A 20,101-nucleotide genomic window follows, 5' to 3' on the forward strand; every position below is an offset into this window, starting at 1 on the left:
ATCGTTTCTGCCCTGATCTCCCATCGTCATCCCCGCGAAGGCGGGGATCCAGTACTCACCGGCAGCCATGGTGAGTCACGACTGCCGCGGCGTACTGAGTCCCCCACCTGCGCGGGGGACGACAGTCGAGTGCGGCCTCAAAGCCCCAGCACCGCCTTGGCGATGATGTTGCGCTGGATCTCGTTGGAGCCGCCGTAGATCGAGACCTTGCGGTTGTTGAAGTAGCTCGGCGCGATCTGCGCGGTCCAGTCCATGGCCTCGTTCGAGCCGTCGTCGCCATGCACGTCATAGGGCGCAGCGAACGGGCCGATCACTTCCATCAGGAGTTCGGTCGTAGTCTGCTGGATCTCCGAGCCCTTGATCTTGAGCACCGACGATGCCGGGTTGGGCTTGCCCTTGCCATGCTTGCCTTCGTCGGCGACGACGCGGAGCTGGGTCAATTCCAGCGCCTTCAGCTCGATCTCGCAGGCCGAGAGTTTTTCGCGGAACGCGGGATCCTCGATCACCGGCCGGCCGCCGGATTCGACCTTCGAGGCGAGTTCCTTGATGCGGCGGATGCGCTCCTTGGAGACGCCGACCCGCGCGATGCCGGTGCGCTCGTTGCCGAGCAGGAATTTCGCGTAATCCCAGCCCTTGTTCTCCTCGCCGATCAGGTTTTCGATCGGGACCTCGACATTGTCGAAGAATACTTCGTTGACCTCATGGCCGCCGTCGATGGTCTGGATCGGCCGGACCGTGACGCCCTTCGACTTCATGCTGAACACGATGAAGGAGATGCCCATCTGCTTCTTGGCGCTGGGATCGGTGCGGCACAGGCAGAAGATCATGTCGGCATGCTGCGCCAGCGTGGTCCAGGTCTTCTGGCCGTTGATGATCCACTTGTCGCCCTTGCGCTCGGCCTTGGTGCGGAGCGAAGCGAGGTCCGAGCCCGAGCCCGGCTCCGAGAAGCCCTGGCACCACCAGTCGTCGACATTGGCGATGCGCGGCAGATATTGCTTCTTCTGCGCCTCGTTGCCGAAGGTGTAGATCACCGGGCCGACCATGCTGACGCCGAAGGCGAGCGGCTGCGGCGCCGGATAGGCCTGCAGCTCCTCGTTGAAGATGTAATGCTGCACGGACGTCCAGCCAGTGCCGCCATATTCCTTCGGCCAGTGCGAGACGCCCCAGCCCTTCTTGTTCAGGATGCGCCACCAGGTGACCATCTCGTCCTTGGAGAGATGCCGGCCCTCCTGCATCTTGCGCCGCGTGTCCGGCGGCACGTTGTCCCTGAAGAACGCCCGCACTTCCTCGCGAAACGCCACTTCTTCCTTGGTGAAAGCGAGATCCATCGGATCCTCCTGTGATGAAAGCCCGTTTAAGCGGACCTTGCTGGTTTTCCCTGTCATTCCGGGGCGCGCGTCAGCGCGAACCCGGAATCTCGAAGCAACAAACTTCCAGATTCCGGATCGGGCGCTTCGCGCCCGTCCGGAATGACGCAATGAGCCTTAGTGCACCACTTCGAACAAGCCGGCCGCGCCCATGCCGCCGCCGACGCACATGGTGACGACCGCATACTTCGCCTTGCGGCGGCGTCCCTCGATCAAGGCGTGGCCGGTCAGCCGCGCGCCCGACATGCCGTAGGGATGGCCGACCGCGATCGCGCCGCCATTGACGTTGAGCTTTTCAGGGTCGATGCCGAGCTTCTCGCGGCAATAGAGCACCTGAACCGCAAAGGCCTCGTTCAGCTCCCAGAGGTCGATGTCCTCGACCTTCAGGCCATGACGCTTCAGAAGGCGCGGCACGGCGAAGACCGGGCCGATGCCCATCTCGTCGGGCTCGCAGCCGGCGGAGACGAAACCGCGGAAGATGCCGAGCGGCTTCAAGCCGCGCCTGGCCGCTTCCTTGTCGCTCATGATCACGGTCGCGCTGGCGCCGTCGGAAAGCTGGCTGGCATTGCCGGCGGTGATCGTGAAACCTTCGCCGCGCACCGGCTTCAGGCCGGCCAGGCCTTCGGCGGTGGTGTCCGGCCGCGGGCCTTCATCCTGCGACAGCGTCACGTCCTTGTAGGAGACTTCGCCGGTTGCCTTGTCGGTGACGGCCATCCTGGTCGTGATCGGCGCCAGTTCGTCCTTGAACTTGCCGCCCTGCTGGGCCGCCGCGGTGCGGCGCTGGCTCTCCAGCGAATATTCGTCCTGCTTCTCGCGCGAGATGTTGTAGCGCTTGGCAACCACTTCGGCCGTGTCGATCATGGGCATGTAGACCTCGCCCTTGATCTTCAGCAGGGCCGGGTCCTGCGCGTGGAAGGTATTGATCTTGTCGTTCTGCACCAGGCTGATCGATTCGCCGCCGCCGCCGACCGCGATCTCGACCCCGTCAAACAGCACCGAGCGTGCCGCAAGCGCGATTGCCTGCAGGCCGGAGGCGCATTGCCGGTCGATGGTAGTGCCGGCAACAGTGACCGGAAGTCCGGCGCGGAGCAGCGCCTTGCGGGCGATGTTGCCGCCGGTTGAGCCCTGCTGCAGGGCGGCGCCCATCACCACGTCCTCGATCTCCTTCGGATCGACCTTGGCGCGGGCGACCGCCTCGCCGATGGCGTGCCCGAGCAGGGTCGCGCCTTCGGTGACGTTGAGCGCGCCGCGATAGGCCTTGCCGATCGGCGTGCGGGCGGTGGAGACGATAACGGCGTCGGTCATGAACGACCTCCTGTTGCGACCTGCGGCTGGGCTTGCGCGGTCTTTGGTTGCTGTTGGCGTAATTCGTGGCGGGAGAGCTTTCCAACCGGCGTTCGCGGCAGTTCCTCGACGAATTCGAGCGCGGCCGGCAGTTCGTGCTTGCCGAGCTTGCCGGTGAGGAAGGCGCGGAGCTCATCGATCGTGAACGGCGCGGAGCCATCGCGCAGCTTGATGAAGGCTTTCGCAGCCTCTCCCCGGTAGTCGTCGGGGATGCCGATCACGATCACTTCTTGCACCGACGGATGCGTATAGATCGCCTGCTCAATCATTTGCGGATAGACGTTGAAGCCGCCGGAGATGATCATGTCCTTCTTGCGATCGACCAGGTAGAAATAGCCATCCGCATCCATGTAGCCAATGTCGCCGGTCAGGAAGCGGTCGCCGACAAAGGCCTCCGCGGTTTCCTTCGGCCGGTTCCAGTAGCCCTTCGTCACATTCGGCCCGCGAATCCGGATCTCGCCAACTTCACCAACGGGCAGGACCTGCTTCGGATCCTCCAGCGAGACCACATCGAGCTCGATGCCCGGCAGCATCAGTCCGATCGAGCCGGGCTTGTCCGGCCCTTCCTTCACGTGGCCCGTGCCCGGCGAGCAGGTCTCGGTCATGCCCCATCCGCTGCGGAGCTTCATACCGACCCGGCGTTCGAAGATCTTTGCCACTTCCACCGGCAGCGGCGCGCCGCCGGAGCCGCAGCTCACCAGCGACGACAGATCGCGCTTGTCGAGATCGGGCAGGGCGGCGATCGCGATCCACATCGTGGGTACGCCGGGGAACACGGTCGCGCGCTTCTCCTCGATGTCGCGCATTACGGCCTGGACGTCGAACCGCTGGTGCAGCGAGATCAGATGGCCGTGCCGGATCGAAGACAACAGCACGACCGTCAGCGCATAGATATGGAACAGCGGCAGCACGCAGATCACGCGCTCGATTGCATCGCGCTCGGCGCGGGCCGCCTTGCCCCAGACCTCATAGATCGATACCGCCGCGGTCAGATTGCCGTGGCTCAGCATCGCGCCTTTCGGCAGGCCCGTGGTGCCGCCGGTATATTGCAGCAGCGCGACGTCGTCGGCGCTGCCCTCCGGCCATTTGGCGGGCTTGATCGCGCCGTCAATGAACTGGCGATAGGTGATGACAGCGGGATTGTCGGGCAGGGCGGCTTGCGGCGTACCGACCTTGCCCCAATGATCGTCCTCGCAGACGATCAGCCGGTCGAGCAGGCCCTTGTCGAGGAATTTGAGCGCGGTCGGCAGCAGCGCCGAGAGGTTGCTGGTGACGAGGATGCGCGCGCCGGAATCGGAGAGCTTGTGCGACAACGCGATCTCGCCGTCGAGCGGCGAGAGATGCACGACGCGGGCACCGGCCTTGAGCGCGCCGAAGAAGTTGATGGGATGGTCGGGCGTATTGCCGAGGAACAGCGCCACCGAGGTGTCCCTGCCGTAACCGGCTCGCAGGAACGCGGAAGCCGCGGTCTCAACCAGCGCTTCCAGCTCCGCATAGGTGATGGGCCGGTCGCGAAATTCGATCACCGTCCGCGGGCCATAGGCCGCGGCTGCGGTCGACAGCAAATCAGGCAACGTGCCGCGTGCGATCGGGTCGTCCCAATGCACGCCCTTCGGATAATACTGCTCGCCGGGATGGGTCATGATGCTCCAGCCAGATACGCCGTCATTCCGGGGCGCGACGAAGTCGCGAACCCGGAATCTCGAGGTTCCGGGTTCGCGTTATGCGCGCCCCGGAACGACGCAGAAAGAGCGCACCAGCCCATCAAGCCGCCTTCGACGGCGTCGCCAGCGAGGCAAACGTCTTGCCTTCATCGGCGAGGCGCTTGAGCAGCGGCGCCGGCTCGAGCGAGGGATCGTTGGTCTCCTTGGCGTAGAAGGAAAGGCGATCGGCGATGTGCTTCAGGCCGACCGTGTCGGCCCAGAACATCGGGCCGCCGCGATAGATCGGCCAGCCATAGCCATAGAGCCAGACCACGTCGATGTCGGAAGGCCGCGCCGCGATGCCCTCTTCCAGGATGCGCGCGCCCTCATTGATCATCGGGTACATCATGCGCTCGAGGATCTCGTCGTCGCTGACGACGCGCTTCTTGCGGCCGAGGCGCGCGAGCGTCTCGTCGATCAGCTTCTCGACTTCGGGGTCGGGCAGCGCCGCGCGCGAGCCGGCTTCATACTTGTAATAGCCCTTGCCGGTCTTCTGGCCGAAGCGGCCGGCCTCGCACAGCGCGTCCGCGATCTCCGACTTGATGCCGCGGTCCTTGCGCGAGCGCCAGCCGATGTCGAGGCCGGCGAGGTCGCCCATCGCGAACGGACCCATCGGCATGCCGAATTTGGTCACGATCGCGTCGACCTGCTGCGGCAGTGCGCCTTCGAACAGCAGCTTTTCCGCCTGCTTGCCGCGCTGCGCCAGCATGCGGTTGCCGACGAAGCCGTCGCAGACGCCGACCACCGCCGGCACTTTCGCGATCTTGCGCGCGATCGAGACCGCGGTCACGAGTGCATCGGGCGCGGTCTTCTCGGCGCGCACGATCTCGCAGAGCTTCATGACGTTCGCGGGCGAGAAGAAGTGCATGCCGAGCACGTCCTGCGGCCGCTTGGTCTCCTTCGCAATCTCGTCGATGTTCAGATAGGACGTGTTGGAAGCGAGCACGGCGCCCGGCTTGGCATATTGATCGAGCTTGCCGAACACTTCCTTCTTCACCGCCATGGTCTCGAACACCGCCTCGATGACGAGGTCGGCGTCCTTGACGTTCTCGAGGCCGACGACGCCATTGATCAGCGCCATCCGCTTGGCGGGCGCATCCGCCGGGATGCCGCCGCGGGCGGCGGTCGCCTCATAGTTCTTCTGCATCACGCCGAGGCCGCGCTTGAGCTGCTCCTCGCCGGTCTCGATCAGCGTCACGGGAATGCCGGCATTGGCAAAGGACATCGCGATGCCGCCGCCCATGGTGCCGGCGCCGATGATGGCGACGCGCTCGACCGGGCGTGGCTTCGTGCCATCTGGTACACCAGCGATCTTGTTCGCCTCGCGCTCGGCGAAGAAGGCGTAGCGCTGCGCCTTGGACTGGTCGCTGGCGACCAGCTTCAGGAAGGTCTCGCGCTCCTTCTTCAGGCCTTCATCGAACGGCAGGTCGATCGCGGCGCCGACCGCGTCGGCGGCGGCGAACGGCGCTTCCAGGCCGCGTGCGCGTTTGGTCAGTGCGGCGACCGCATTGGTGAAGATCGAACGGTCGGCCTTGGCTGCGGCGAGCTTGGAGTCGTCGTCGCGCAACCTGCGCAACGGGCGCTTCTCGGCCAGCAGCTTGCGCGCGAAAGCTTCGCCGCCGGCGGCCGGTCCCTCGACGATTTCCTCGATCAAGCCGTTCTTGAGCGCTTCCGCGGCGCCGATCGGATCGCCGCCGACGATCATCTTGACCGCAAGCTCCGGTCCGACCGCGCGCGGCAGGCGCTGAGTGCCGCCGGCGCCGGGCAACAGGCCGAGCTTGACTTCGGGCAGGCCGAGCCGGGCATCCTTGGTCGCCACGCGATAGTGGCATGCCAGAGCGACCTCGAGGCCGCCGCCGAGTGCAGTGCCGTGGATCGCGGCGACGATCGGCTTCGGCGAATTCTCCATCACCTCCAGCACCTCGTTGAGGCCGGGCGGCTTCGGCGGCTTGCCGAATTCGGTGATGTCAGCGCCGGCGATGAAGGTGCGGCCAGCGCAGGTCAACACGATCGCCTTCACTTCGGCATCTGCGATCGCACTCTTGATGCATTCCAGGATGCCGCCGCGCACTGCGGCACTCAGCGCATTGACCGGAGGATTGTTAACCGTGACGATGCCAATGATGTCATGCCGCTCGAGTTTTACGACTTCGCTCACGAGACTCTCCTTGGATGCCTTTGTGTTCTTTGCAGTGTGTTCTTTTGCAGGGTGTTCTTGCAGTTCTTGCGTTTAGTGGCTAGTTTCGCACTGCGAAATTAAATTCCACATCTTGACAGGGAGGGTTATTTTGAAGCACGTCCCTTGTCAACGAGATCGACAAAGTGGCAGGGAATGAAGCGTTCAGGAAAGAAGGCGGCGACCGATCGCAATTTTGTGGTCGCGCTTTCCCGTGGATTGGAAGTCCTGCGCGCATTCCGTCCCAATGACGGGCTTCTCGGCAATCAGGAGATTGCGGCCCGCACCAATCTGCCGAAGCCAACCATCTCGCGGTTGACCTACACGTTGACCAAGCTCGGCTACCTTACACCCGTGCCTCGTTTCGAGAAGTACCAGCTTGCGCCGTCTGCCATGGCGCTGGGTTATGCCGCGCTCGCCAATCTCGGCGTGCGGCATCTGTCCGAGCCCTATCGCGAGGAGGTCATGCGTGCCACCGGCGGCGCGGTCGCAGTCGGCGGGCGCGACCGGCTCAGCATGATCTATTTCGGACAGAGCCGGAACGGTTTGACGCTCGGCGTTCAGCTCGATGTCGGTTCGCGGATACCAATAGCGACCACCGCGATGGGGCGCGCCTATATCTGGGCGCTGCCGGACGACGAGCGCACCGCCTTGCTGCGCGAGCTTCGCGACCATTATGCCAGCCGCTGGCCGAAGATGCGCGACGGCATCGAACGCTCGGGCGAGTTGGTGGCGAAGCACGGTTTTGCAATTTCTGCTGGTGAATGGCAGGACGATGTTCACGCTGTCGGCGTGGCATTACAGCTCAATGACGGAACCGGTCCTTATGCTTTCAATTGCGGCGCGCCGGCATTCCGCTTTACGGAAGACCGGTTGCTCAACGATATTGGACCTCGCCTTGTCGCGATGGTAAGGAACATCGAGCAGGCGCTCGGTGGGGTGGCGCCGCAATCCAGAAAAGTCGAAAGCAAAAAGTCGAGATCAGGAGGGAAAGTTGCACGTGTGGCCGAGGGCATCTAATCGCCTTCTTCATCGCCGGCGCGATCGGTCGCGCGGCGCTCTCCGCCCTCTCAAGCGGGCGGGCGAGACGAGATGACGCAGGCACAACTCGCGCAGGGTCATGCGCCCCTGCTTGCGGTTCGCGACGTCAGCGTCGTGTTCGGCGGCATCATTGCGTTGAACGGCGTCTCCTTCGACATGCATCAGGGCCAGATCCTGGGGTTGATCGGACCGAACGGCGCCGGCAAGACCACGCTCTTCAATTGCCTGTCACGGCTCTATCAGCCGAGCTCCGGCGACATCCTGATGGAAGGCGTCAGCATCCTGACGCGCCCGCCGCACAAGATCGCCGAGATCGGCATCGGCCGCACCTTCCAGAACGTCGCGCTGTTTCCCAATCTTTCCGTGCTCGACAACGTCCGCGTCGGCACCCACGCGCGCACTTCCAGCGACATCATCAGCGACTCGCTCAAGCTCGCCTGGATCAGGCGCACCGAAGCCTCGGTCAACAAGAAGGTGCACGAGATCCTGGATTACCTCGACCTCGAGGACGTTGCGCACAGCATCGTTTCGGGGCTGCCCTTCGGCACCCAGAAGCGCGTCGAATTGGCGCGTGCGCTCGCGGCCGATCCGAAGATCCTGCTCCTGGACGAGCCGGCCGGCGGCCTCAACCATGAAGAGGTCTATGTGCTCGGCGATCTCGTCCGCAAGATCCGCGACGAGCGCAGGATCACCGTGCTGCTGGTCGAGCACCACATGGGCATGGTGATGTCGACCGCCGACCACGTCGTCGCGCTCAATTTCGGCCGCAAGCTCGCGGAGGGCACCCCCAGCCAGGTCCAGGCCGACCCCGACGTCATCAAGGCCTATCTCGGGAGCAAGGACCAATGACGGCGATGCTCAACATCAAGGACCTGCGCGCCTATTACGGCCAGGTGCAGGCGCTTCACGGCCTCAGCTTCTCGCTCAACGAGGGCTCGCTGACCACGCTGCTCGGGGCCAACGGCGCCGGCAAGACCACGACGCTGCGGGCGATCTGCAACATGGTGCGCTCGACCGGCGCGATCGAGTTCGAGGGCAAGCCGATCGGCAATCGTTCGACGGAAAACGTCGTCCGCCTTGGCATCGCCCATGTGCCGCAGGGCCGCGGCACCTTCACCAACATGACGGTGGAGGAGAATCTGCAGCTGGGGGCCATCACGCGCGGCGACAAGAAGAACATCGTCGCCGACATCGAGCGCATGTACGACCACTTCCCGGTGCTGAAGCAGCGCTACACCCAGCAGGCCGGCACGCTGTCGGGCGGCGAGCAGCAGATGCTCGCGGTGGCGCGCGCGCTGATGCTGCGGCCGCGGCTGATGCTGCTGGACGAGCCGTCGTTCGGCCTGGCGCCGCTGGTGGTGCGCGATCTGTTTCGCATCTTCAGCAAGATCAACCGCGAGGACAAGGTCACCATCCTGGTGGTCGAGCAGAACGCGCAGCTCGCGCTCGAGCTCGCCGACCATGCCTATGTGATCGAAACCGGACGCATCGTGATGTCCGGCAATGCCAAGGACGTCGCCAACAACGAAGACGTCCGCAAATCCTATCTGGGTTACTGAGGGAGCGGGGACCATGGAGCTTTTTGCCAACCAAGTCCTGGCCGGCATCGCCACCGGCGCGATCTACGCCTGCATGGCGCTCGCCGTCGTGATGATCTACCAGGCGATCGATCATCTCAATTTCGCGCAGGGCGAAATGGCGATGTTCTCGACCTTCATGTCCTGGCAGATGATGCAGTGGGGCGTGCCCTATTGGTGGGCGTTCATTCTCACTGTCATCCTCTCCTTCATCGGTGGCATCCTGATCGAGCGGCTGCTGTTCAAGCCCTTGGCGAAGGCGCCGGTGCTGACCAACGTCGCCGGCTTCATCGCGCTGTTTGCGATCGTGAATTCCGTCGCCGGCCTGATCTGGGATTTCACCATCAAGCAATATCCGACGCCGTTCGGCTCCTCGCCCTTCCTCGGCAGCCAGCTGATCTCGACCCATCAGGCGGGCATGGTCGGCGTCACCGTGCTGCTGCTCGCCGGGCTCTATTTCTTCTTCCAGTTCACCCGCATCGGCCTTGCGATGCGGGCGGCCGCCTCATTGCCTGAATCGGCGCGCCTGGTCGGCATCAATACATCTTGGATGATTGCGCTCGGCTGGGGCATGGCGTCCGCGATCGGCGCCATCGCCGGCATGCTGATTGCGCCGGTGGTGTTCCTGGAGCCGAACATGATGGGCGGCGTGCTGATTTATGGCTTCGCCTCCGCGGTGCTCGGCGGCCTGTCCTCGCCGCTCGGCGCGGTGATCGGCGGCTTCCTGGTCGGCGTGTTCGAGAATCTCGCCGGCACCTACATCCCCGGCGTCGGCAACGAGCTGAAGCTCCCGATCGCGCTTGCGCTGATCATCACCGTGTTGGTCGTCAAACCGGCTGGGCTGTTTGGCCGGCCCATCGTGAAGCGAGTCTGATCATGAGCGCGGCCGAAGAAGTTGTAACGGAAGCCCCGGCCGTTGAGGCGGTTCCGAAGCGTGCCATGACGCTCGGCTACGGCACCTCGCTGGTGGTGCTGGCGGCGCTGATCCTGACGCCTCTGTTCGTCAAGAATTTCGTCATCTTCCAGATGACGATGCTCCTGATCTACGGGCTCGCGGTGCTGGCGCTGAACATCCTGACCGGCGGCAGCGGGCAGTTCTCGCTCGGCCAGAGTGCGTTCTACGCCATCGGCGCCTATACCACGGCGATCCTGATGGAGCACTTCAACGTCAACTACGCGCTGACGCTGCCGGTCGCGGGCGTCATCTGCTTTGGCGCCGGCTTCCTGTTCGGCCAGCCGGCGCTGCGGCTGTCGGGCATCTACCTTGCTCTGGCGACCTTTGCTCTGGCGCTGGCCATGCCGCAGCTCCTCAAGCTCGGCTTCCTCGAGCACTGGACCGGCGGCGTGCAGGGCCTGGTCGTGACCAAGCCGGACGCGCCATTCGGCCTGCCGCTGTCGCAGGACATGTGGCTCTATTACTTCACGCTGGCGGTCTCGATCGGAATCTACATCGCCTCGGTGAACCTGTTGCGCTCGCGCTCGGGCCGCGCCCTGATGTCGATCCGCGACAACGAGATCGCGGCGTCCGCCATGGGCGTCAACGTCGCCCTGTACAAGACGCTGGCATTCGGCGTCAGCGCCGGAATCACCGGCATCGCCGGCGGCCTGGGCGCGATCGCGGTGCAGTTCGTGGCGCCCGACGGTTACACCATCACGCTCGCGATCTCGCTGTTCGTCGGCATGGTGGTCGGCGGGGTCGGCTGGCTGCCGGGTTCGATCGTCGGTTCCGCCTTCATCATCTTCGTGCCGAATATTGCGGAAGGCATTTCCAAGGGTCTCTCCGGCGCCGTGTTCGGCGTGCTGCTGTTCCTCGTCATCTACCTGGTGCCGCACGGCGCCCGGCAGGTCGCCCTCGTTGCCCAGCAATTGACGGCGAAACTCAAGAGGAACTGAAGACCAAGAAAAGAGACTTTGGGAGAGACAATGTCCGAAGTGGATACCGGTTCGCGTGAAGAAAACGCGTCAAAACAAGAATCTAGAGCTTCGGTTCTGATTCAATCAGAACCGAAAATGCTCTAGTCAAAGGTTGCAGTGCAAGAAAACAGCGAAAAGCCCCGCGGCGCGAGCCGCGGGGCTTTCTGTTGACTGACGATGCGAGAACCGCATTCAATGCCCACCATGGGAGTTCCAAGAAACGCATCCACTCAAGGTGAAGGGAACGAATGACTGCCGTGCGTTTGCGATTGACTGCCCTCTCCGCCATGCTTGCCCTGATCGCTGTCACCACGGGCAATGCACTCGCCCAGAAGAAGTACGATACTGGCGCGAGCGATACCGAGATCAGAATAGGCAACATCATGCCCTACAGCGGACCCGCATCCGGTTATGGCGTGATCGGCCAGACCGAAGCGGCCTATTTCAACAAGATCAATGCCGAGGGCGGCATCAACGGGCGCAAGATCAAATTCATCAGCTATGACGACGGCTACAATCCGTCGAAGACGGTTGAGCAGGCGCGCAAGCTGGTCGAGAGCGATGACGTGCTCCTGATCTTCAACTCGCTCGGCACGGTCACCAACCTTGCGATCCAGAAATACATGAACGGCAAGGGAGTGCCGCAGCTCTTCGTCGCCTCCGGCGCCAGCAAGTGGGACCAGCCAAAAGAGTTTCCGTGGACCATGGGGTGGCAGCCGAGCTACCGGAGCGAGGCGCGCATCTATGCCAAATACATCATGAAGGAGAAGCCGGACGCCAAGGTCGGCGTGCTCTATCAGAACGACGATTTCGGCAAGGATTACCTGAGAGGCTTGAGGGAAGGATTCGGCGAGAAGGCGCCGATGATTGTCGCCGAAGAGAGCTACGAGACGTCAGAGCCGTCGATGGAGGGCCACATCGCCAGGCTGAAGGCCGCCGGCGTCGACGTCTTCATCAGCATAACCATGCCGAAATTTGCAGCTCAGGCGATCAAGAAGATCGCGGAGCTCAACTGGAAGCCGCTGCAGATCGTGTCCAATGTTTCCGCTTCGGTCGGCGGTGTGATGAAGCCGGCCGGCCTGGAGAATGTGCAGGGTATCCTGTCGGCGGCCTATGCCAAGGACGGCGCCGACCACCAATGGGACAACGATCCCGGTATGAAGCGATTCCTGGCGTTCCTGCAACAATATTATCCGGAGGCCGATCGCCGCGATGGCGCGGTGGTCTATGGCTATGGGGCGGCGCAGACCATGGTGAAGGTACTCGAGATGTGCGGCGACGATCTCACCCGCGCCAACATCATGAAGCAGGCGGCGAGCCTGAAGGAGTTTGTGCCCGACACGCTGCTGCCCGGCGTCAGCATCAACACGTCGCCGAGCGACTTCGCGCCGATCGAGCAACTCCAGATGATGCGCTTCAAGGGAGACAAGTGGGAGTTGTTCGGCAGCGTCATGAGCAGCGACCTCAACCATTGATGGAGCCGCGGCGGCATCCGCCGGCCGCCCAAAGCCCCCGCGAACCATCGCGGGGGCTTTTTGTTGCCGGGACCAGGCGAAAGGTATTCAATGCCGACAGGAGCCGGAAAGCGCTCCCAATCCAAAAAACGTGACACATCCACCATGATCCCAAGGAGATCACAATGTCTGCCATCCATTTGCGGCTGGGGGCCTTTGCGGCCGCCCTCGCATTGCTGGCCGTGAGCAGCGGCCACGCACTCGCCCAGAAGAAATATGACGTCGGCGCGTCTGACACCGAGATCAAGATCGGCAACATCATGCCCTACAGCGGACCGGCTTCCGCCTATGGCGTGATCGGCAAGACCGAGGCGGCCTATTTCAACAAGATCAATGCCGAGGGCGGCATCAACGGCCGCAAGATCAATTTCGTGACTTACGACGATGCTTACAGCCCGCCGAAGACGGTGGAGCAGGCCCGCAAGCTGGTCGAGAGCGACGAGGTGCTCCTGATCTTCAACTCGCTCGGCACGCCGCCGAACACGGCGATCCAGAAATACATGAACCAGAAGAAGGTGCCGCAACTCTTCGTCGCCACCGGGGCCACCAAATGGAATGATCCGCAGAATTTCCCCTGGACCATGGGCTGGCAGCCCAATTACCAGATCGAGTCGATCATCTACGCCAGGTACATCCTGAAGAACCATCCAAACGCGAAGATCGCGGTGCTCTATCAGAACGATGACTACGGCAAGGATTATCTGAAGGGCTTCAAGGATGGTCTCGGCGCCAAGGCGGCATCGATGATCGTGATCGAGGAAAGCTACGAGGTCTCCGAACCCACCATCGACACCCACATCGTCAAACTGAAGGCGACGGGTGCCGACGTCTTCTTCAACATCACCACGCCGAAATTCGCGGCGCAAGCGATCAAGAAGAACGCCGAAATCGGCTGGAAGCCGCTTCACTTCCTGAACAACGTCTCATCCTCGATTGGCAGCGTGATCAAGCCTGCCGGCATGGAGAATGCGCAGGATATCATCTCCTCGAACTACCTGAAGGATCCGACCGATCGGCAATGGAAGGACGATCCGGGTATGATCGCCTGGAATGAATTCCTGGATAAGCATTATCCCGAAGCCAACCGCTCCGACTCCGCCGTCATGTACGGCTACATCGTGGCGCAGGGTATCGTGCATGTGCTGAAGGCTTGCGGCGACAATCTCACCCGCGAGAACGTCATGAAGCAGGCCGCCAGCATCCGCGACCTCGAGATCGGCGGGCTTTTGCCGGGCATCAAGGTTAACACCTCACCAACCGATTTCGCGCCGCTCGCGCAACTGCAGCTCATGAGATTCAAGGGCGACACCTGGGAACGCTTTGGCGAAATCCTGAGCGGCGACGTTGGCGGCTAGAGATGCTCTAGCCGCTGCGCTGCACTCAACTGACTACTAAAGAAGCAGCCCCTGCGGCTTTGCCGCAGGGGCTTTCTGTTGAGGCCCTGCCGGCAAAATGCTAATCGATACCGTTAACACCAAGAGCTTTCAGATCAAGAAAGCCATGACACAGCATCGATGTCATTACAAAAGGGAGAGAGACGGAATGTCCGTTATCAAAAAACTTGCGATTCTTTCAGCCGCCTTCGGCTTGCTTGCGACGTCCGCCGGCACTGCATCGGCACAGAAGAAGTACGACCCCGGTGCCTCGGATACCGAAATCAAGATCGGCAACATCATGCCCTACAGCGGACCGGCCTCCGCCTACGGCGTGATCGGACGCACCGAGGCCGCCTACTTCAAGAAGATCAACGAAGCCGGCGGCGTCAACGGCCGCAAGATCAATTTCGTCTCCTATGATGACGCCTATTCTCCGCCGAAGACGGTGGAGCAGGCTCGCAAGCTGGTCGAAAGCGACGAGGTGCTGTTCATCTTCAACTCGCTCGGCACGCCGCCGAACACCGCGATCCAGAAATACATGAACTCGAAGAAGGTGCCGCAGCTCTTCGTTGCCACCGGCGCCACCAAGTGGAACGATCCGCAGAATTTCCCCTGGACCATGGGCTGGCAGCCCAGCTACCAGAGCGAAACCCAGATCTACGCCAAGTACATCCTCAAGAGCCATCCGAACGCCAAAATCGCGGTGCTCTACCAGAACGACGATTACGGCAAGGATTATCTGAAAGGCCTGAAGGACGGGCTCGGCGCCAAGGCCTCGAGCATGATCGTCGCCGAGGAAAGCTACGAGACCTCCGAGCCGACCATCGATTCCCATATGGTCAAGCTCAAGGCCACCGGCGCCGACATCTTCATCAACATCACGACGCCGAAGTTCGCCGCGCAGGCGATCAAGAAGAACGCCGAGATCGGCTGGAAGCCGCTGCACTTCCTCAACAACGTCTCGGCGTCCGTCGGCAGCGTGCTCAAGCCGGCCGGCTTCGAGAACGCCCAGGACATCATCTCCGCCGCCTATCTCAAGGACGCCTCCGACAAGCAGTGGGACAACGATCCCGGCATGAAGGAATTCTATGCCTTCATGGCCAAGGATTTTCCGGAAGGCGACAAGCTCGACGGCGGTACCGTGGTCGGGTACGGCGTGGCGCAGACCCTGGTTCAGGTGCTGAAGCAGTGTGGCGACAACCTGACGCGCGAGAATGTCATGAAGCAGGCGGCGAGCCTGAAGGATTTCCGTACCGAAGTCCTGCTGCCTGGCATCAAGATCAACACCGGACCAAACGATTTTGCTCCGATCAGCTCGCTTCAGCTCATGAAGTTCAAGGGTGACAAGTGGGAGCTGTTCGGCGACGTCATCAGCGCTGATGTCGGCGGCTAGAGCATCTTCAAGCGAAGCGGATACCGGTTCGCGTGAAGAAAACGCGTCAAAACAAAAATCTGGAGCTTCGGTTTTGATTCCATCAGAACCGAAGCTCTAGAAGCCCTCTAGCAGTTACCTGAAGTTAAGCACGCAAAGCCCCTGCGACAGGATCGCAGGGGCTTTTTGTTGCGAACATTCTTTTCCACGCTATGAATGCGGTGCACCAGAACGGGGAGCTCTTGCTCCGAAGGAGTCTTTATACCCATGTCGACCCGACGCCGCCTTGCATCCGCATTCCTCGGCTTTGCCGTAGCCGCCACGACTGCCTCCGCCGCACTCGCGCAGAAGCAATATGACACCGGTGCGACGGACACCGAGATCAAGATCGGCAACATCGTGCCCTATAGCGGGCCGGCCTCGGCTTACGGAAGCGTCGGCAAGGCGATGGCCGCGGTATTCAAGAAGGTCAACGACGAGGGCGGCATCAACGGCCGCAAGATCAACTTCATCTCCTATGACGATGGCTATAGCCCGCCGAAGACGGTTGAGCAGGCGCGCAAGCTGGTCGAGAGCGACGAGGTCCTCTTGCTGGTCGGAACGCTGGGCACCGCGCCGAACACCGCGATCCAGAAATACCTCAACAGCAAGAAGGTGCCGCAGCTCTTCGTCGCCACCGGTGCAACCAAGTGGAACGAGCCGAAGACCTTCCCCTGGACCATGGGCTGGCTGCCGAGCTACCAGAGCGAATCGCGCATCTACGCGAAATACCTGAGCAAGGAGAAGCCGGGCGCCAAGGTGGCCGTGCTCTATCAGAATGACGATATGGGCAAGGACTACCTGAAAGGCCTGAAGGACGGGTTCGGCGCAGACGCTTCGCGGATCGTCGCGGAAGAGAGCTACGAGGTCTCGGAACCGACCGTCGATTCGCACGTGGTGAAGATAAAATCAGCCAATCCCGACGTTCTGCTGCTTTACACCACGCCGAAGTTCGGCGCGCAGGCGATCAAGAAGCTCGGCGAGATGAACTGGAAGCCGGTCACGATCGTCTCCAACGTCAGCGCCTCGACCGCGGCCGTGATGAAGCCGGCGGGGATCGAGAACTCGCAGGGCGTGATTTCGGCGGCCTACGCCAAGGACGTCAGCGATCCCCAGTGGGCCAGCGACGCCGGCATCAAGGCGTTCGACGATCTGCTCGCGAAATATCTTCCCGAGATGAATCGCATCGACTCTTCGGCGATGACCGGTTACAACCTTGCGACTACCATGGTAGAGGTGCTGCGCCGCTGCGGCGATAACCTGACCCGGGAGAATGTCATGAAGCAGGCGCAAAGCCTGAAGCAATTCGCGCAGGGCGGACTGTTACCGGGCGTGACGCTGACCACGAGCGCGACCGATTACATGCCGATCGAGCAGTTGCAATTGATGCAGTTCAAGGGTGAACGCTGGCAGCTGTTCGGCGAAGTCATCAGCGGCGAGATCGCCGGCAATTGATGACGGATCGACGCCCTCTCCTGCGCGCAATCTTCGATGCGGCGGTAGCTGCCGCCCATCCGGATGTCGTGCTGGCGCCGCATTTGCGTCCGGTGCCGAAGGGGAGGGTGATCGTGCTTGCCGCGGGCAAGGGCGCCGCCGCCATGGCGGCGGCAGCCGAGCGACACTATCTCGACGCGCTCGAGCTCGATCCGGCGCTTTTGACGGGGATTGCAACCACCCGCCACGGACATGGCGTGCCGACCCGCCGGATCAGGGTGGTCGAGGCCGGCCATCCCGTGCCCGACGAGGCCGGGCTGAAGGCCGCCGATGACACGCTGCGGCTGGCAGCCAGCGCGACTGCGGATGATCTCTTGCTGGTGCTGCTCTCCGGCGGCGGCTCGGCCAACTGGATCGCGCCGGTGGACGGCGCCGGTTTTGCGCAGAAGCAGCAGGTGAACCGGGCGCTGCTCCGCTCGGGCGCGCCGATCGGCGAAGTGAACACCGTGCGGAAACATCTGTCGCGGATCAAGGGCGGCCGCCTGGCGCGGGCAGGCCAGCGCGCCGAGATCGTGACGCTGGCGATTTCCGACGTGCCGCATGACGATCCCTCCGCCATCGCGTCCGGTCCCACGGTCGCAGATCCGACCACGCTTGCGGATGCGCGCGCCATCGTCGCCAAATACAATCTTGCCGTCGACGATGCCGTTCGCCGTGCGCTCGACGATTCCAATAACGAAAGTTGCAAGCCGGGCGACCCTGCTTTTGCGCGCGCGACGTTCGAGTTGATCGCGAAGCCGAAGGCCTCGATCGAGGCCGCCATCAAGATCGCGCGCGAGGCGGGTTATGCAACCATCGATCTTGGCGCCGATCTCGAAGGCGAAGCGCGCGAGGTCGCCGCCGCGCACGCCGAGCTCGCGCTACAGGCCCGCGGCGAGGGCAGGCGCGTCGCGATCCTGTCCGGCGGCGAACTGACCGTGACCGTGCGCGGCAATGGCCGCGGTGGGCCCAACCAGGAATATGCGCTGGCGCTCGCCGACCTGCTCAAGGGCATGACCGACATCTCGGCGCTGGCGGCGGACACCGATGGCGCCGACGGCGGCGCGGGCAGCGCCAGCGACCCGGCCGGCGCCGTCATCGACCACACGACGTTCGTGAAGATGGCATCGCAGGGCCTCGATCCGAGGGCCTATCTCGAGAACAACGACGCCAGCGGCTTCTTCGCTCAAACCGGCGACCTGCTCCAGACCGGCCCGACGCTCACCAACGTCAACGACGTCCGCGTCATCCTGGTGGACTGACGCCAGGATCTCTTTGTCGTTCCGGGCTCATCGCTGCGCTTGCAATGATGTTGAGAGTGCGGCGCATTCCAACCTATCCCCTCACGCTGAGGAGGTCGCGTTGCGACCGTCTCGAAGTGCGAGGCCACAGGAGGGCCTCATCTTCGAGACGCGGCGAAGACTCCGCTCCTCGGGATGAGGGCCATCCTACGCAGCTCGCCTCTCAAAACTCGTGCGCGATCTTTGCCAGCATATCGAGCAGCGCCGCATGGTTCTCGGGCCCCAGCAGTTCGATCAGCCGCGCCTCGTGCTTGTTGGCGACGAGCTTCTTGGCGCGCGTCAGCACGGCGCGGCCCTTGTCGGTCAGGACGAGGATGTGCGAGCGGCGGTCGCTTGCGGAGCGCATGCGCGCGCAGAGTTCGCGGCTCTCGAGCCCATCGAGCATCGCCACGAAATTCGGCCGGAGGATGCCGAGCGTGTTCGCGATCTCGGTCTGGTTGCGGCCGGGATTCTGGTCGAGCAGCAGAAGCACCGAGAATTGCGCCGGCGTGAGTTGCAAGGGCGCGACGCAGCGCAGAAAATCCTCGAATACCCTGAGCTGCGCGCGCTTCAGCGAATAGCCCAATAGACCGGACAGCTCTCCGAGGTGGAGCAGGCTGTCGTCGCTCGAAGCGTCAAAATCCTGCTTGGCGACGGCCCGGGAAACCTTGAGGGGATCGGCGGCGGTCTTGGAAACAGTCATCGCTCGAGGCTCGCAATCCCGATGAGATAAGGTCTGGTCGAAAGTCGGGCTCTTGAGATTATATGCGATAATTGTTATTCGCTATATCAAATACCGGCTGGTTTCAACAGCCGATAGCGGGCGATCGGGCCACGTGGCGTGGCGACCGGCCGGCCGCGTGAGGGGGAGCGCTCGGCCTTGAACACGACGATCTTGCTGTTTCTGCTGCAGGACGGCATCACCAATGGCGCGATTTACGCCTTGCTTGGGCTGGCCCTGGTCCTGGTGTTCGCGGTCACGCGCGTGATCCTGATTCCGCAGGGCGAGTTCGTCACCTATGGCGCATTGAGCTACGCCATGCTGGCGACCGGCCAGGTGCCCGGCACCGCGAAGCTCGCGGTCGCGATGGGCCTGGTGGCGTTCGGCCTCGACCTGTTCTCTGCGCGGAAGTCGCTGCATTCACGCCTGGTGGCGCGCGCCGTCGCGGTCGACATCGTCTTCCCGCTCGCGGTCTGCCTGTTGACCTACGCGCTTGCCGGGCCGAAGACACCGATCGCCGTCAACATCGCGCTTGCGCTTCTGATCGTGGCGGCGATCGGACTGTTCCTCTACCGCATCGCGTTCCAGCCGATCGCACATACGTCGGTGCTGGTCCTGCTGATCGCTTCCGTCGGCTGCCATCTCGCGCTGCAGGGCCTGGGTCTCGTCTTCTTCGGCGCCGAAGGCCTGCGTGGCCCGGCGCTCTCCAGCGTCGCGCTGACCGCGGGGTCGCTCCGTTTCACCGGCCAGAGCCTCGCGGTCTACGGTCTCGCCATCGCCTTCATCGTCGCGCTCTGGCTGTTCTTCGGCTATTCGCTGACGGGCAAGGCGCTGCGCGCCACCGCCGTCAACCGCCTCGGCGCTCGTCTCGTCGGCATCCGCACCACACTGTCGGGCCAGATCGCATTCCTCCTTGCCTCGCTGATCGGCGCGATCTCGGGAATCCTGATCGTGCCGATCACGACGCTCTATTACGACACCGGGTTCCTGATCGGGCTGAAAGGTTTCATCGCGGCGATCATCGGCGGCCTCGTCAGCTATCCGCTCACGGCTGTCGCAGCCATTCTCGTCGGCGTCGTCGAGGCGTTCTCCTCGTTCTATGCCAGCAACTTCAAGGAAGTCATCGTCTTCACGCTGATCCTGCCCGTCCTGGTGCTGCGCTCGCTCGCAGCTCCGGCGGTGGAAGAAGAGAAGGATTGAGCGC

General features: G+C 62.9%; 16 protein-coding genes. 11 read left to right on the plus strand and 5 right to left on the minus strand.

Features of this window, described 5'->3' with window-relative positions:
* Window positions 1–137 precede the first annotated feature (137 nt).
* The 4 genes from pimC to I6F35_RS01400 all read right to left on the minus strand — a co-directional run bounded on the left by pimC (window position 138) and on the right by I6F35_RS01400 (window position 6,572).
* Window positions 138–1,328: a pimeloyl-CoA dehydrogenase large subunit gene (gene pimC, locus I6F35_RS01385; protein ID WP_225115842.1), complete on the minus strand. Its 1,191-nt coding sequence runs from the start codon at window positions 1,326–1,328 to the stop codon at window positions 138–140.
* Between the two features lie 156 nt (window positions 1,329–1,484).
* Entirely contained in the window at window positions 1,485–2,672 is a 1,188-nt protein-coding gene (locus I6F35_RS01390; RefSeq protein WP_225115843.1) for an acetyl-CoA C-acyltransferase, read from the minus strand.
* Window positions 2,669–4,354 carry a dicarboxylate--CoA ligase PimA gene (gene pimA, locus I6F35_RS01395; protein WP_225115844.1) on the minus strand — a complete coding sequence of 562 codons (1,686 nt, stop codon included), beginning with the start codon at window positions 4,352–4,354 and terminating at the stop codon, window positions 2,669–2,671. Before pimA ends, I6F35_RS01390 begins: the two co-directional genes overlap by 4 nt.
* Before the next feature lie 121 nt (window positions 4,355–4,475).
* Window positions 4,476–6,572: a 3-hydroxyacyl-CoA dehydrogenase NAD-binding domain-containing protein gene (locus I6F35_RS01400; RefSeq protein ID WP_225115845.1), complete on the minus strand. Its 2,097-nt coding sequence runs from the start codon at window positions 6,570–6,572 to the stop codon at window positions 4,476–4,478.
* A 174-nt stretch (window positions 6,573–6,746) separates the two neighbouring features.
* Here I6F35_RS01400 and I6F35_RS01405 point away from each other — a divergent pair, with 174 nt between their 5' ends.
* The 10 genes from I6F35_RS01405 (at window position 6,747) to I6F35_RS01450 (ending at window position 18,158) form a co-directional block, all read left to right on the plus strand.
* Window positions 6,747–7,610: an IclR family transcriptional regulator gene (locus I6F35_RS01405; RefSeq protein ID WP_225115846.1), complete on the plus strand. Its 864-nt coding sequence runs from the start codon at window positions 6,747–6,749 to the stop codon at window positions 7,608–7,610.
* Between the two features lie 72 nt (window positions 7,611–7,682).
* Window positions 7,683–8,480 carry an ABC transporter ATP-binding protein gene (locus tag I6F35_RS01410; protein WP_225115847.1) on the plus strand — a complete coding sequence of 266 codons (798 nt, stop codon included), beginning with the start codon at window positions 7,683–7,685 and terminating at the stop codon, window positions 8,478–8,480.
* Window positions 8,477–9,190: an ABC transporter ATP-binding protein gene (locus I6F35_RS01415; RefSeq protein ID WP_225115848.1), complete on the plus strand. Its 714-nt coding sequence runs from the start codon at window positions 8,477–8,479 to the stop codon at window positions 9,188–9,190. The genes I6F35_RS01410 and I6F35_RS01415 overlap by 4 nt, the downstream gene beginning before the upstream one ends.
* Window positions 9,191–9,203: 13 nt before the next feature.
* Window positions 9,204–10,082 carry a branched-chain amino acid ABC transporter permease gene (locus I6F35_RS01420; protein ID WP_225115849.1) on the plus strand — a complete coding sequence of 293 codons (879 nt, stop codon included), beginning with the start codon at window positions 9,204–9,206 and terminating at the stop codon, window positions 10,080–10,082.
* 2 nt (window positions 10,083–10,084) lie between these two features.
* Window positions 10,085–11,101, plus strand: a complete 1,017-nt coding sequence (locus I6F35_RS01425) for a branched-chain amino acid ABC transporter permease (RefSeq protein WP_225115850.1) — start codon at window positions 10,085–10,087, stop codon at window positions 11,099–11,101.
* A gap of 269 nt (window positions 11,102–11,370) precedes the next feature.
* Entirely contained in the window at window positions 11,371–12,597 is a 1,227-nt protein-coding gene (locus I6F35_RS01430; RefSeq protein ID WP_225115851.1) for an ABC transporter substrate-binding protein, read from the plus strand.
* A gap of 164 nt (window positions 12,598–12,761) precedes the next feature.
* Entirely contained in the window at window positions 12,762–13,991 is a 1,230-nt protein-coding gene (locus I6F35_RS01435) for an ABC transporter substrate-binding protein (RefSeq protein ID WP_225115852.1), read from the plus strand.
* Between the two features lie 187 nt (window positions 13,992–14,178).
* Window positions 14,179–15,405 (plus strand): ABC transporter substrate-binding protein, encoded by a 1,227-nt coding sequence (locus tag I6F35_RS01440; protein ID WP_225115853.1) that lies wholly within the window; start codon window positions 14,179–14,181, stop codon window positions 15,403–15,405.
* A gap of 246 nt (window positions 15,406–15,651) precedes the next feature.
* Window positions 15,652–16,878, plus strand: a complete 1,227-nt coding sequence (locus I6F35_RS01445; RefSeq protein ID WP_225115854.1) for an ABC transporter substrate-binding protein — start codon at window positions 15,652–15,654, stop codon at window positions 16,876–16,878.
* Window positions 16,878–18,158, plus strand: a complete 1,281-nt coding sequence (locus I6F35_RS01450; RefSeq protein WP_225115855.1) for a glycerate kinase — start codon at window positions 16,878–16,880, stop codon at window positions 18,156–18,158. The genes I6F35_RS01445 and I6F35_RS01450 overlap by 1 nt, the downstream gene beginning before the upstream one ends.
* A 202-nt stretch (window positions 18,159–18,360) precedes the next feature.
* Here the strand turns inward: I6F35_RS01450 and I6F35_RS01455 are convergent, their stop codons facing one another.
* Window positions 18,361–18,879 (minus strand): MarR family transcriptional regulator, encoded by a 519-nt coding sequence (locus tag I6F35_RS01455; RefSeq protein ID WP_225115856.1) that lies wholly within the window; start codon window positions 18,877–18,879, stop codon window positions 18,361–18,363.
* A 177-nt stretch (window positions 18,880–19,056) separates the two neighbouring features.
* On the opposite strand from I6F35_RS01455, the gene I6F35_RS01460 reads away from it, so the two are divergent.
* Window positions 19,057–20,097: a branched-chain amino acid ABC transporter permease gene (locus tag I6F35_RS01460; protein ID WP_225115857.1), complete on the plus strand. Its 1,041-nt coding sequence runs from the start codon at window positions 19,057–19,059 to the stop codon at window positions 20,095–20,097.
* Window positions 20,098–20,101: the final 4 nt, after the last annotated feature.

The organism is Bradyrhizobium sp. BRP22, assembly GCF_020194175.1.
Classification (GTDB): Bacteria; Pseudomonadota; Alphaproteobacteria; order Rhizobiales; family Xanthobacteraceae; genus Bradyrhizobium.

Bases quoted from the DNA above. Each gene is read 5' to 3' on its own strand.
- I6F35_RS01435 (WP_225115852.1), top strand. From the start codon at position 12,762: ATGTCTGCCATCCATTTGCGGCTGGGGGCCTTTGCGGCCGCCCTCGCA.
- pimC (WP_225115842.1), bottom strand. From the start codon at position 1,328: ATGGATCTCGCTTTCACCAAGGAAGAAGTGGCGTTTCGCGAGGAAGTG.
- pimA (WP_225115844.1), bottom strand. From the start codon at position 4,354: ATGACCCATCCCGGCGAGCAGTATTATCCGAAGGGCGTGCATTGGGAC.
- I6F35_RS01455 (WP_225115856.1), bottom strand. From the start codon at position 18,879: ATGACTGTTTCCAAGACCGCCGCCGATCCCCTCAAGGTTTCCCGGGCC.
- I6F35_RS01430 (WP_225115851.1), top strand. From the start codon at position 11,371: ATGACTGCCGTGCGTTTGCGATTGACTGCCCTCTCCGCCATGCTTGCC.
- I6F35_RS01405 (WP_225115846.1), top strand. From the start codon at position 6,747: ATGAAGCGTTCAGGAAAGAAGGCGGCGACCGATCGCAATTTTGTGGTC.
- I6F35_RS01425 (WP_225115850.1), top strand. From the start codon at position 10,085: ATGAGCGCGGCCGAAGAAGTTGTAACGGAAGCCCCGGCCGTTGAGGCG.
- I6F35_RS01420 (WP_225115849.1), top strand. From the start codon at position 9,204: ATGGAGCTTTTTGCCAACCAAGTCCTGGCCGGCATCGCCACCGGCGCG.
- I6F35_RS01415 (WP_225115848.1), top strand. From the start codon at position 8,477: ATGACGGCGATGCTCAACATCAAGGACCTGCGCGCCTATTACGGCCAG.
- I6F35_RS01445 (WP_225115854.1), top strand. From the start codon at position 15,652: ATGTCGACCCGACGCCGCCTTGCATCCGCATTCCTCGGCTTTGCCGTA.
- I6F35_RS01410 (WP_225115847.1), top strand. From the start codon at position 7,683: ATGACGCAGGCACAACTCGCGCAGGGTCATGCGCCCCTGCTTGCGGTT.
- I6F35_RS01440 (WP_225115853.1), top strand. From the start codon at position 14,179: ATGTCCGTTATCAAAAAACTTGCGATTCTTTCAGCCGCCTTCGGCTTG.
- I6F35_RS01390 (WP_225115843.1), bottom strand. From the start codon at position 2,672: ATGACCGACGCCGTTATCGTCTCCACCGCCCGCACGCCGATCGGCAAG.
- I6F35_RS01450 (WP_225115855.1), top strand. From the start codon at position 16,878: ATGACGGATCGACGCCCTCTCCTGCGCGCAATCTTCGATGCGGCGGTA.